The 12934-nt window shown below is 60.5% G+C and carries 11 protein-coding genes; 1 reads left to right on the top strand and 10 read right to left on the bottom strand.

The annotated features are described in order from the left end of the window. Positions 1 to 2: 2 nt before the first annotated feature. The 10 genes from AC07V9_RS28080 to AC07V9_RS28035 form a co-directional block, all read right to left on the bottom strand. Positions 3 to 797, bottom strand: coding sequence for a MetQ/NlpA family ABC transporter substrate-binding protein (locus AC07V9_RS28080; RefSeq protein ID WP_495018876.1), 795 nt, complete (start codon positions 795 to 797; stop codon positions 3 to 5). 170 nt (positions 798 to 967) lie between these two features. After that, positions 968 to 2347, bottom strand: coding sequence for an LLM class flavin-dependent oxidoreductase (locus AC07V9_RS28075; RefSeq protein WP_495018875.1), 1380 nt, complete (start codon positions 2345 to 2347; stop codon positions 968 to 970). After that, positions 2347 to 3561: an SfnB family sulfur acquisition oxidoreductase gene (locus tag AC07V9_RS28070; RefSeq protein ID WP_495018874.1), complete on the bottom strand. Its 1215-nt coding sequence runs from the start codon at positions 3559 to 3561 to the stop codon at positions 2347 to 2349. Before AC07V9_RS28070 ends, AC07V9_RS28075 begins: the two co-directional genes overlap by 1 nt. Positions 3562 to 3584: 23 nt before the next feature. Continuing rightward, a complete protein-coding gene (locus AC07V9_RS28065) occupies positions 3585 to 4826 on the bottom strand; it encodes an SfnB family sulfur acquisition oxidoreductase (RefSeq protein ID WP_495018873.1) in 1242 nt (413 codons plus the stop codon). Positions 4827 to 5147: 321 nt separating this feature from the next. Next, complete coding sequence (locus AC07V9_RS28060) at positions 5148 to 6389, bottom strand: SfnB family sulfur acquisition oxidoreductase (protein WP_495018872.1); 1242 nt, start codon at positions 6387 to 6389, stop codon at positions 5148 to 5150. 480 nt (positions 6390 to 6869) lie between these two features. Next, entirely contained in the window at positions 6870 to 7604 is a 735-nt protein-coding gene (locus tag AC07V9_RS28055; RefSeq protein WP_495018871.1) for a hypothetical protein, read from the bottom strand. A 560-nt stretch (positions 7605 to 8164) separates the two neighbouring features. Next, the gene (tcyN, locus tag AC07V9_RS28050; RefSeq protein WP_495018870.1) at positions 8165 to 8908 is read right to left on the bottom strand and encodes an L-cystine ABC transporter ATP-binding protein TcyN; all 744 of its coding nucleotides are present in this window, start codon (positions 8906 to 8908) and stop codon (positions 8165 to 8167) included. A gap of 3 nt (positions 8909 to 8911) precedes the next feature. Further along, positions 8912 to 9580 carry a cystine ABC transporter permease gene (gene tcyL / locus AC07V9_RS28045; RefSeq protein ID WP_495018869.1) on the bottom strand — a complete coding sequence of 223 codons (669 nt, stop codon included), beginning with the start codon at positions 9578 to 9580 and terminating at the stop codon, positions 8912 to 8914. Then, positions 9577 to 10374 carry a cystine ABC transporter substrate-binding protein gene (gene tcyJ / locus AC07V9_RS28040; RefSeq protein ID WP_495018868.1) on the bottom strand — a complete coding sequence of 266 codons (798 nt, stop codon included), beginning with the start codon at positions 10372 to 10374 and terminating at the stop codon, positions 9577 to 9579. The genes tcyL and tcyJ overlap by 4 nt, the downstream gene beginning before the upstream one ends. Positions 10375 to 10694: 320 nt before the next feature. Continuing rightward, complete coding sequence (locus AC07V9_RS28035; RefSeq protein ID WP_495018867.1) at positions 10695 to 11696, bottom strand: D-cysteine desulfhydrase; 1002 nt, start codon at positions 11694 to 11696, stop codon at positions 10695 to 10697. Positions 11697 to 11894: 198 nt separating this feature from the next. Here AC07V9_RS28035 and epsC point away from each other — a divergent pair, with 198 nt between their 5' ends. Continuing rightward, entirely contained in the window at positions 11895 to 12857 is a 963-nt protein-coding gene (epsC, locus tag AC07V9_RS28030; RefSeq protein WP_495018866.1) for a serine O-acetyltransferase EpsC, read from the top strand. The last annotated feature ends 77 nt before the right edge of the window (positions 12858 to 12934 follow it).

The following is a 12934-nucleotide window of genomic DNA, read 5'->3' as shown; positions in this document are numbered from 1 at the left end:
GTTCAGTTCTTCCAGCCGACCTGATAGAGCGAGCCATTCACTTTATCCAGCGAAGCGCGCACCACAGGGGAGTGTTGATAAATGTCGATGAACTTGGCCAGGCGCGGGTCGTTTTTGTGGTCGGGCTTGATCACGAATTGAATGACGTATTCCGGATGATCGAGGCCGTCGAACAGAATCGCCGAGCCTGCATCGAAGGTCTTCGCCAAGCGGATGTAGGCGGGGTAGCCCTGCACCAGATCGGCGTCGTCATAGGCGCGCACCAGTTGCACGGCCTCGACCTGGATCAGCTTGATTTTCTTCGGGTTGGTGAGGATGTCGTCCTCGGTGGCCTTGTAGCCAACGCCCGGTTTCAGGGTGATCAACCCTGCCTTGGCCAGCAGTTGCAGGCCACGCCCGCCATTGATCGGGTCGTTGGCGATGGCCACGGTGGCGCCGGTCGGCAATTCATCGAAGCTCTTGTACTTCTTCGAATACAGGCCGACGTTGTTGATGATGCCCGGCGCGTACGGCACCAGATCGAAGCCCGACGCGGCCTTGGCGTTTTCCAGGAACGGAATGTGCTGGAAGTAGTTCACGTCGATGTCGCCAGCGTTAAGGCTGACGTTTGGCGCGATCCAGTCGGTGAACTCCACCAGCTCGACTTTCAGGCCCTGTTTGTCAGCCTCGGCGACAGCGGCTTCCAGCGGAATGGCGAAAGCGGCAGTGGTGCCGACTTTCAGCGGTTGGTCGGCGGCCTGGGCGATGCCGGTGAACAGGCCCAGAGAGAGGGCCAGGGTCAGCAGGGTTTTGCTCATGTTGTGGTGTCCGGGTGAGTGTCAGTGGTCTGGTTTGAAGTATTCGGGGTGGCGCAGAATCCCTGTGGGAGCGAATTCATTCGCGAGGGGTCAGTGCAGGCGAAGGAGATTCGTTGTCTGAAAGTCCGTCTCGTCGGAGTGCCGCCCAGAATGAATTCGCTCCCGCAGATTCACCGCATGCCGTCAGGCGCTGCGTTGTGTCTGAAACCTGCTCCCGCATGCCGTTCAGGCAGCCGCGCATTCCCTTCGGCAAACAGCTTCTCGCGCAAGGTCCCGTGCTCGTAGGCGGTCTTGTAGGAGCCGCGCCGTTGCAGCTCGGGGATCACCAGGTCGATGAAGTCCTCGTAGCTTTCCGGGGTGACGATGCGGGTCAGGTTGAAACCGTCGAGGCCGGTCTCGGCGATCCAGGATTCCAGCTCGTCGGCAACCTGCGCAGGCGAGCCGATCACGTTGATGTAGCGACCGCCCAACGCGTGCTGATCCAGCAATTTTTGCCGGGTCCAGTCGTTGTTCTTGAGGATCTTCGTCGCCGATTGAATGGCGTTGCCTTTGACATGCTGGATCGGCTCGTCCAGCTCGTAGTCCGCGAAATCGATGCCGGTCGAGGCCGAGAAATGCGCAAGCCCGGCCTCGGCGCTGGCGTACTGCAGGTATTCGGCGTACTTGGCCTGGGCGGCCTCTTCGGTGGCACCGACGATGACGTTCAGGCCCATGAAAATCTTGATGTCGTCCGGGTTGCGGCCGGCCGCGACAGCGCTGGCGCGCACCTTGTCGACCTGCTCGCGGGTCGCCGGTTTGTTCTGGCCGCTGATGAACACGCATTCTGCGTTGCTGCCTGCGAACTGCAGGCCGCGATCGGAACTGCCCGCCTGGAACAGCACCGGCGTGCGCTGGGGCGAAGGTTCACAGAGGTGATAACCCTCGACCTGATAGAACTCGCCGTGATGGCGCACGTAATGCACCTTCTCGGGCTGTGCGTAGATACGCGCCTTGCGGTCTTCGATGACGGCGTCGTCTTCCCAGCTGCCTTCCCAGAGCTTGTACAGCACCTCCAGGTATTCGTCGGCCTGGTCATAACGCCGGTCGTGTTCGATCTGCTCCTTGAGGCCCATGGCCTTGGCGGCGCTGTCCAGGTAACCGGTGACAATGTTCCAGCCTACGCGGCCACGGGTCAGATGATCGAGCGTCGACATGCGCCGGGCGAACAGGTACGGCGCCTCATAGGTGAGGTTGGCGGTCAGGCCGAAACCGAGGTTTTTCGTGACCGCTGCCATGGCTGAAACCAGCAGCAGCGGGTCATTGACCGGCAGCTGGATCGACTCTTTGAGCGGCACGTTGATCGACTTCTGATACACGTCGTAGACGCCGACGATATCGGCGATGAACAGTCCGTCGAACAAGCCGCGCTCCAGCAGCTGGGCCAGATTCGTCCAGTACTCGAGGGTCTTGTACTGGGTCGAGGTGTCGCGCGGGTGCGTCCAGAAACCATGGTTGATGTGGCCGATGCAGTTCATGTTGAACGCGTTGAGGAGAATCTTTTTCTTGCTCATCAGATCGTCCCCCGGCGCGGCGGATTCACGTCGTTGAGGTAGAAATTGCCGATGGCGTGGTACTTCCAGCGCACCGGGTCGTGCAGGGTATGGACCCGCGCGTTGCGCCAGTGACGATCCAGACCGTGCTCGGCCAGGGTCGATTGCGAGCCAGCCAGTTCGAACAGCGTGCTGCCGGCGGCCAGTGAAATTTCCGTGCTGATGGCGCGGGCTTCGGCCACGGCAATCGAGGCCTGGGCCACGTTGTCAGCGGTGCTCTCGGCCTGGGCGCGATCCAGGTATTGGCCTGCGCGTTCCAGCAGGGCTTCGGCGGCGTGCAGGCGAATGCCGAGCTTGCCGAAACTGTGCAGGGTCAGCGGGTCGTCGACAGCTTTTTCGATGCCCGAATCGATCCACGGACGAGTGCGCGTACGCACGAAATGCAGCGCGTCTTCGAAGGCGGCGCGGGCGATGCCGGTGTCGATGGCGGCGTGAAGGATCTGCGCCAGCGGGCCGACCGTGGTCGGGCGCTCGAAGGCGGTCTGGAACGGCACTACATCCTCATCGTTGACGTACACATTCTCGAACACCACCGAACCGCTACCGGTGGTGCGCTGGCCGAAGCCGCTCCAGTCGTCGATGACGCTCAGCCCTTCGCTGTCGGCGGGCACGAAGACCAGTTGCTGAATGCCGTCGTCATCGATTACCGAGGTCGGGATGCGTTGTGCGTAGATCGCCCCCGTCGAGTAGAACTTGCGGCCGTTGATGCGCCAGCCTTTTCCGTCGCGGCTCAAGCGAGTGGTGCGATCGTGGGCAGTCTTGGTGCCCAGTTCAGCGAGGGCGTTGCCGAAACGCTGACCCGCGAGAACCTCGGCGTACAGGCGCTTTTGCTGTTCAGGGCTGCCGTTTACACGCAGCACTTCGAGGGCGTAGAAATGGTTCTGCGGAATCTGCCCCAGCGAGCCGTCGGCCGCCGAGATGATGCGAATGACATCGGCCAGGGTGACGCTGGAAACCCCGGCGCCGCCAAAGGCCTTCGGCACGCTGATGCCCCACAGACCGGACTGCGAGAACGCTTCCAGCTCGTCATGGGGCAGGCGGCGTTCGCGGTCGCGTTCGGCGCTGTGCTGTTTGAATGTGTCGGCCAGCGCGTGGGCGATGTTCAGGGCCTGGGCGTCATCTTTGATGATCGCGATCGCCGCCTGCGTGTCACGCGGCAAGGATTGAAAACTCATAAGTGTGCTTCCAGTTGTCTGGTTCAGATCCAGGAGTGACGGGCGGGCAGGGTGCCGTTGAGGTGCCAGGCGCCGACGGCGTGGACTTTCCAGCGCACCGGGTCATGGAGGGTGTGGACGCGGGCGTTGCGCCAGTGCCGGTCGAGGTTGAACTCGGCCAGGGTGGCGCGGCTGCCGGACAGCTCGAACAGCTTTTCGCTGGCCTGCAGCGCAATCTCGGTGGTGAGCACCTTGGCTTCGGCGACCACGATGGACGCGCGGGCGGCGGACTGTGCGTCGATGGGCGCGGCAGCGATTTCATCGAGCACGCGGCCTGCTTTGTTCAGCAGCGCTTCGGCGGCGTGCAGTTCGAGCTTCAGCTTGCCGATGTCGGCGATCACATACAGGTCGTCGCTGGCACGCTCGACATTGGCCTCGACCCAAGGGCGCGAACGCTCGCGCACGAAACGGATGCTTTCATCGATGGCTTCACGGGCGATGCCCGCGTCGATGGCGGCTTGAATCAGCTGCGAAACGGCACCTTGAATATTCGGCGACAGGCCGAGTTTCCAGTTCTCGATGACCAGGTCGCCGCTGACGCGCACGTTGTCCAGCAACACGCTGCCACTGGCGGTGGTGCGCTGCCCGAAACCGGACCAGTCGTCGATGATGTGCAGGCCCGGCGTGCCACGCGGCACGAACACCAGCACCTGTTTGCCGTCGTCATTGATCGCCTTGACCGCGACCCAATGGGCGAACAGCGCGCCGGTCGAGTAGAACTTGCGACCGTTGAGCAAAAATTGATCACCGTCGGCGGTCAGACGCGTCCTCACGTCGAGGGTATTTTTGGTGCCGCGCTCCGGGCCGCCGTTGCCGATGCGCGCGCCTTTGAGCACGCTGTCGAGCAGCACTTTCTTCTGCGCTTCACTGGCGCTGCCGACGAGAGAATTGAGAATGCCGAAATGATTCTGTGGGATTTGTCCGACTGCAGGGTCAGCCGCTGAAAGAATGGCGAACACCTGCGCGATCGTGACGAACGAAACCTGTGGTCCGCCGTACGCGCGCGGCACGGCAATGCTGCCCAGGCCGCTACGGGTGAATGCTTCGATTTCGGTCCACGGCAACTGGCGTTGGCGATCACGCGTGGCGGCGGTGGGGCGAACAAGAGCCGCCAGCTCATGGGCGGCGGTGATCGCTTCGGCGTCGTTGCGCAGCACCCGGGCGGGCAAAAGGGGAGGAGCGATGTCCAGGGGATGCTGGACAGGAGGGATGCTCAGATCAGTCATGGTGGTGACCTTCACGAGCGCAGGCACTGTTGTTTGGCGTGACCATTCGAACCTCGAATCAAAACCGCGGTGGCGGCAGGAAAAACTCACGATGGTCCGGTGGTCCGGTGCATATACCCTAAGCGTGTATAAAAATTAAATAAACTTACATTTAGGAATAAGCATAGAAGGGGCGCACAGGCTCTGATCGCCGGTCAGACGTCCCGCCCAGGTCAGGCAGCAACCGAAAAGCATCAGCAAAACCAGGTATTTGACGATGTGTCTGCACTGCATGACGTATGTCTCCGCAAGCCTTTTTTTCAGCAGGCTAGCAGCGGGGATTCATCTCCAGGAGTGACGGGCGGGCAGGGTGCCGTTGAGGTGCCAGGCGCCGACGGCGTGGACTTTCCAGCGCACCGGGTCATGGAGGGTGTGGACGCGGGCGTTGCGCCAGTGCCGGTCGAGGTTGAACTCGGCCAGGGTGGCGCGGCTGCCGGACAGCTCGAACAGCTTTTCGCTGGCCTGCAGCGCAATCTCGGTGGTGAGCACCTTGGCTTCGGCGACCACGATGGACGCGCGGGCGGCGGACTGTGCGTCGATGGGCGCGGCAGCGATTTCATCGAGCACGCGGCCTGCTTTGTTCAGCAGCGCTTCGGCGGCGTGCAGTTCGAGCTTCAGCTTGCCGATGTCGGCGATCACATACAGGTCGTCGCTGGCACGCTCGACATTGGCCTCGACCCAAGGGCGCGAACGCTCGCGCACGAAACGGATGCTTTCATCGATGGCTTCACGGGCGATGCCCGCGTCGATGGCGGCTTGAATCAGCTGCGAAACGGCACCTTGAATATTCGGCGACAGGCCGAGTTTCCAGTTCTCGATGACCAGGTCGCCGCTGACGCGCACGTTGTCCAGCAACACGCTGCCACTGGCGGTGGTGCGCTGCCCGAAACCGGACCAGTCGTCGATGATGTGCAGGCCCGGCGTGCCACGCGGCACGAACACCAGCACCTGTTTGCCGTCGTCATTGATCGCCTTGACCGCGACCCAATGGGCGAACAGCGCGCCGGTCGAGTAGAACTTGCGACCGTTGAGCAAAAATTGATCACCGTCGGCGGTCAGACGCGTCCTCACGTCGAGGGTATTTTTGGTGCCGCGCTCCGGGCCGCCGTTGCCGATGCGCGCGCCTTTGAGCACGCTGTCGAGCAGCACTTTCTTCTGCGCTTCACTGGCGCTGCCGACGAGAGAATTGAGAATGCCGAAATGATTCTGTGGGATTTGTCCGACTGCAGGGTCAGCCGCTGAAAGAATGGCGAACACCTGCGCGATCGTGACGAACGAAACCTGTGGTCCGCCGTACGCGCGCGGCACGGCAATGCTGCCCAGGCCGCTACGGGTGAATGCTTCGATTTCGGTCCACGGCAACTGGCGTTGGCGATCACGCGTGGCGGCGGTGGGGCGAACAAGAGCCGCCAGCTCATGGGCGGCGGTGATCGCTTCGGCGTCGTTGCGCAGCACCCGGGCGGGCAAAAGGGGAGGAGCGATGTCCAGGGGATGCTGGACAGGAGGGATGCTCAGATCAGTCATGGTGGTGACCTTCACGAGCGCAGGCACTGTTGTTTGGCGTGACCATTCGAACCTCGAATCAAAACCGCGGTGGCGGCAGGAAAAACTCACGATGGTCCGGTGGTCCGGTGCATATACCCTAAGCGTGTATAAAAATTAAATAAACTTACATTTAGGAATAAGCATAGAAGGGGCGCACAGGCTCTGATCGCCGGTCAGACGTCCCGCCCAGGTCAGGCAGCAACCGAAAAGCATCAGCAAAACCAGGTATTTGACGATGTGTCTGCACTGCATGACGTATGTCTCCGCAAGCCTTTTTTTCAGCAGGCTAGCAGCGGGGATTCATCTGGCATGGTGGAGGGTGTAGGGCTTAGGCAATCGATGTTGTGGGATTTTTCTTGTCGGCGTGGGATCTGTGGAGTCGATCACGCTCTGCCGCCAGCGAGCGTCGTGGCACGGCTTCAAGGTGCCACGACTGCAATGTCGATGTCTGCCTCATGTTCAGTGATCAGATCCAACGGCATCCGCGATGCTCACCCGGATCGACCGGGACGGGGCCCATAGGGAGTTGTTGCCGACACGATCGATCACGCAGTAGGTCACTTCCTGGTGTTCGTCATCGCCGGCCTCCCGGATCAACGAGCCAGGCACGTGAAGCCTGACGGCCTTGCCGACCTGCAACTCGGTGAGCGCCGGGAAGTCCATGCGCACGTCGCCCCAGCGCAGGGTGATTTCGTCGTACACCTCCATATGGGGGTAACTGTCGATGAAGAGGTCGATGCCCGTGGTCAGGTGCTTGCGGGTCAATCCTTTGTCCGCAACCCACTCAGGAAACCTGACCGGCGAAAGTCCCTGGTTCTCTTCGCCATCGGCACCGACCAAATGGCCGCCCGGAGTTTCCAGTTTGACCCACAGTTTGAGGCTAGGGGACCTCACAGATTCACTGCCTATTTTTGTTACGCGGTAGTAAGTTTTTACTTTGCCAGTTTGCAGAAAGCTCTCAGCAATATGTAGGACAGAGGTGTAGCCAATGTCGGATGCAGTTAAAACTTTCGACGCGACATAACAGTCTCCCCAGAACAGTTCAATCAGATCACCGCTCTCCATATCCGGATAAGGGTCGATGTTGACCAGCAGGTGATTGGCGGCCAGAACACCAATCCCTTGTTTGTTCGCTTGCGGCAAATAGGGCGCGAAGAGCTTGAGTGGCGTCTGACTGACAGGCGTTTTGATCATCTTCGTGTACTCGTTGGATGTTTGATCTGAAGCGATGCAGGCACCACGTGTTTGGCCGCAGACGCTTCGGTACATGGGTGTCGTTAGTACACGCCCGATGCGCATCCATGGCAAACCATACAAACGGTGCCAATTTCGGGGTTGCTATTCGCTCGGTGGTGTACGCGTTTTCTTCTTCGAGCTAATTGTGTTACTGGATCTCTGTCAATAATTTCCGATGCGTAAAAGTATGTGTACGGAATAAACAGATGTTTCCTACAGTTGGGGCGAGTTAAACACTCGTGAAGTAAACGGCTTGCCCTACTTGTTGCAGTTATTTATCTGATTCGCGTTGGGATGTGTGTCGAAGGAAGGGAATGAGTGAGTGCATAAATGAGCAGTCGTTTAAAGGCAGCAGGGGAGTTGCGGCAGCCCGAGCGATATATTGAATAAATAGATCCGGAATGCGTAAAAACGCCTCGGTATGTTCTGAATACCAGGATCGTTCCAAGCTTTTCCAAATGTTGGGCATAAAGAAAACGGCGCTGAAGAGCGCCGTTTTTTCAGCACGTTTTGTAGGACTAATTCCTGCTGCGTTCCAGAAATTGTCTTGTGCGTTCTTCCCTTGGGTTTGCGAACAGTGCCTTGGCTTCGCCCTGTTCAACGATCACGCCCTTGTCGATGAACACCACGCGATTAGCCACGTCGCGGGCGAATTTCATCTCATGGGTGACGATGACCATCGTGCGCTTCTCTTCGGCCAGCGCGCGAATTGCACTGAGCACTTCGCCCACCAGCTCGGGGTCGAGGGCTGATGTGGGTTCGTCGAACAGAATGACTTCAGGCTCCATCGCCAGCGCCCGGGCAATTGCCACGCGCTGCTGCTGCCCGCCGGACAAACGCCGCGGGTAGGCATCTTCCTTGCCTGCCAGACCCACCTTGGCCAGCAGTTCACGCCCCAATTTGATGGCCTGTTCGCGGGGCATCTTCTTGACCACGGTCGGGCCTTCGATGACGTTTTCCAGCGCGGTGCGATGGGGGAACAGGTTGAAGTTCTGGAACACGAAGCCGACGTGCTGGCGCAGCTGGCGAATCAGGCCCGCCTGCTGGCTGAGCGGGCGGCTGCCATCGAGCTTGATGTCGCCGACCACGATAGTGCCGCTGGTGGGTTCTTCCAGGAAGTTCAGGCAGCGCAGGAAGGTGGTCTTGCCCGAGCCACTGGGGCCGATGATGGCAACCACTTCGCCGGGTTCGACCTTGAGGTCGATACCCTTGAGGACCTGATTGCCCTTGAATTCCTTGGTCAGTTTTTCAACGGTGATCATGCCTCAGGACTCCACATCGTGGCGGTTGGCTCGCGCTTCCAGGCGGTTCTGGAAATGCGCCAGCACCGTACACAGCACCCAGTAGATCACCGCGACGGTGAAATACATGGTGAAGACTTCCAGCGTGCGCGAGGAAATCAGCTGCGCCTGACGGAACACTTCCGGCACCTGGATGGTGGCAGCCATGGCCGTGTCCTTGACCAGCGAAATGAAACTGTTGCCCAGCGGCGGCAGGGCAGTGCGCGCAGCTTGCGGCAGGATCGCCCGGCGCATGGCCTGGGCACGGGTCATGCCGATACTCGCCGCAGCTTCCCACTGGCCGCGATCCACCGCGCCGATGGCGGCACGCAGGATCTCGCAGGCGTAGGCCGCCATGTTCAGCGACAAGCCGATGAGGGCTGCCGTGATCGCATCGAGCTCGATGCCCAGATCCGGCAGACCGTAATAAATCATGAAGAGCTGAACCAGCAGGGGCGTGCCGCGAAAGAACGATACGTACACCCTGGCGATGGCACTGATGATCCAGATCTTCGACAAACGCATCAGTGCCAGGCCGAAGCCCAGCACCAATCCGAAAAACATCGAACCCAGACTCAGACCCACCGTGTAATACGCGCCCTTGAGCAGAAAGGGCGCGGAGTCCAGCGCGAGCTGTAGGCTCTCTGGAATCATTTGGTCACGTCAGCCTTGAAGTACTTCTCGGACAGCTTGGCGAGGGTGCCGTCAGCGCGCAGTTTGTCGATGGCCTTGTTGATTGCGGCCAGCAGCTCAGGCTCGCCTTTACGCAGCGCGATACCGGCTTCCTGACGGGAGAACGCTTCGCCGGAAACGGCCAGTTTGTCCTTGGTCTTGGCAACTAGCTCCAATGCCGCCAGGCGGTCGACCAGAATGGCGTCGATACGGCCTACGCGCAGGTCCTGGTACTTGGTCGGATCATCGTCGTAGGTTTTGACGATGGCATCCGGTACGTTGGCCTTCAGCCATTCTTCGTAGTTGGTGCCAAGGCCTACGCCGACCTTCTTGCCTTTCAGATCAGCAGCGGTCTTGATCACGCCGGCGTCCTTGGTCTGCACCAGCGCCTGAATACCGGAGACGGTGTAGGGCTCGGAGAAGTCGTACTTCTTCTTGCGCTCGTCGGAGATGGTCACCTGGTTGATCACCACGTCCAGGCGCTTGGATTCCAGAGCCGCCAGAATGCCGGCCCATGGGGTGGCGGTCAGCTTGACCTTGACGCCCAGCTCCTTGGCCAGTGCTTCAGAGAACTCGACCTCGAAACCGGTCAGCTTGCCGTCTTCACCAACGAAGCTGAATGGCGGGTAAGTGCCTTCCAGGCCGACGTTGAGGGTGCCGTTCTTTTTGATGGTATCCAGCTGCTCGCCAGCGACGGCGTGGGTCATCAGGCCGGTGCCGAGCACAAGGCTCATGGCCGACAGCAGGAAGGTGCGGCGGATTGCAGACATGTTCATGTAAGTCCCCTGTTTTAATTGGAATGTCAGGTGCGCTTCAGACCTGACGAAACTACTGTGCAACCGCCGCTTTATCCAGCTTTTTCAGCGGTCTGCCGGGTTTTGTCGAAGCGTCTGGCGGCGATCATAAGAGCAGCGGTTTAGGATTAAAAATAATTAAAAACGAATCTGTTATCTGTTTTATGCATATGCACTGGTCCGGTAGCAGCCCGGCTTGCCGGCGGTTGCGATTTATCCCTCACACCGCTTTTCGCTGCCGTCGTAACCTCCGACGTCTCCTACAGGTCATCGGGTGAATCCAGACGCGGTGAACGTCCCCATCACTGCCCCGAAAACACATCCGGGTACGCAAACAACGCTGGCGCACCGCCGGTGTGCAGAAAGATGATCGGGCCGTCGTTGAAGCGCTGACGCCCGATGCCATCAAGCAGCCCGGCCATGGCCTTGCCGGTGTACACCGGGTCCAGCAACAGGCCTTCGTGACTTGCCACCAGCTTGATCGCCGCCAGCGTACCGGCGTTTGGCTCGCCATAGCGCGGGCCGTAGTATTCGTCCCACAGGTTGACCTTGAACGCCGCAGGTAATGGCTCGCCGAGCAGTTCGACAGTGCGCTCGGCCAGGCCTTGAACCTTCGGCGCCTGGGTTTCTTCAGGGCGCGAAACGGTCACGCCGATCACCGGAAGATCTGGCAGGGCTTCTGCCAACGCCAGCCCCAGGCCGCTGTGAGTGCCCGCGCTGCCAGAGGCCAGCACGACGGCAGCGAAGTCCACGTTGGTCTGTCGAATCTGCTCAGCCAGCTCGAAACCTGCACGCACGTAACCCAACGCGCCCACGGGGCTGGAGCCACCAATCGGCACCCGATACGGCTTCTTGCCGCTGTTGCTCAAGCGTGCGGCCAAGGCTTGCAGTTGCTCGTCGGCGTTGTCGAGGTTTTCCACCAGCTCGACCTTGGCGTCGAACAGATCGAGCAACAAGCGGTTGCCGTTGCTCAGGTAATTGCGGTCTTCGGTGGCGATGGGGTTTTCAAGCAGCGCGACACAGCCCAGGCCCAGTTTGGCCGCCAGCGCTGCGGTCTGGCGCACGTGGTTGGACTGGATGGCGCCTGCGGTGATCAGCGTGTCAGCACCTTGGGCCAGCGCGTCGGCGGCCAGGTATTCGAGCTTGCGCAGCTTGTTGCCGCCCATGGCCAGCGGCGTGATGTCGTCGCGCTTCACATAGATGTCGCGACCGGCCCAGGCCGACAGGCGTTCGAGTTTTTCCAGCGGCGTGGGCGCGCCCAGCAGGTCCAGGCGATGAAAGCGGTCGAGCTGTTGTTTGATCATGGTCGTATCGATGCATCCGCAAGTGAGTCGCTGGACTATAGGCAGACGTTTCGGACAGGGCAACCGGATGATCCCCAATAAGCTGTGGGTTATAGCCTCACGAAAATTGTTATTTTTTCGCCACAAAAGATTGCCGTAGAGTGAACCCACCTTCGGCCATGTCCTGCCGACGAGCCGTTGAACTGAGGAGAAATCTGCGTGAGCACTATTCCCGAACTGTCCCCGCAAGACTGCGCCGAGGGCTTGACCGGCCACTGGCAGTTGCAGCGGATCGTGGGTGAGCTGCGCGCCGCACGTGATGACTGGCGCACGCGTAACGGCCGTGTGAGTGGCGAAAAGGGTGGCCGCGAATTGCCGTCCCGCGAGGCTTTGCGCGACATTCTTGAAGCCCTGTGCGGTGCGTTGTTCCCGATGCGCTTGGGCCCGGTGGACCTGCGCGAAGAGAGCGAAGACTTCTACGTCGGCCACACCCTGGACGTTGCCCTGAACTCATTGCTGGATCAGGCGCGCCTGGAATTACGCTACGTCGCCCGTCAGCGTGGCGAAGACGCCAGCTGCGCCGATGTGCACGCCGAACGTTTGATTCAGGACTTTGCCAGCGCCTTGCCGAACATCCGCCGTATCCTCGACACCGACGTGCTGGCCGCCTACCACGGCGACCCGGCCGCGCGCAGCGTCGACGAGGTGTTGCTGTGCTATCCGGGAATTCTGGCGGTGATCCATCATCGTCTGGCGCACCACCTTTACAACAATGGCCTGCCACTGCTGGCGCGGATCAGCTCGGAGCTGGCCCACTCGGCCACTGGTATCGACATCCACCCCGGCGCGCAGATCGGCCCGAGCTTCTTCATCGATCACGGCACCGGCGTGGTGATTGGCGAAACCGCGATCATTGGCGAAAACGTGCGCATCTATCAGGCCGTGACCCTGGGCGCAAAACGCTTCCCGGCCGACGAAGACGGCCAGTTGCAGAAGGGCCACGCCCGTCACCCGATCGTTGAAGATGATGTGGTGATCTACGCCGGTGCGACCATTCTGGGGCGCATCACCATTGGCAAGGGCTCGACCATCGGCGGTAACGTCTGGCTGACCCGTGGCGTGCCCCCGGGCAGCAACGTGAATCAGGCGAACCTGCAGCATGATGATGGCTCGCAGAAGTAATCGACGCGTGTAGGAGCGCGCTTGCCCGCGACCGCGGTGTGCCTGTTATGGATATGTCGCCTGACACACCGCGGTCG

Source organism: Pseudomonas sp. GW821-FHT02A11 (assembly GCF_059421985.1).
The sequence above is the reverse complement of the archived record's forward strand: the minus strand, read 5'-3'. Positions and strand labels throughout refer to the sequence as shown.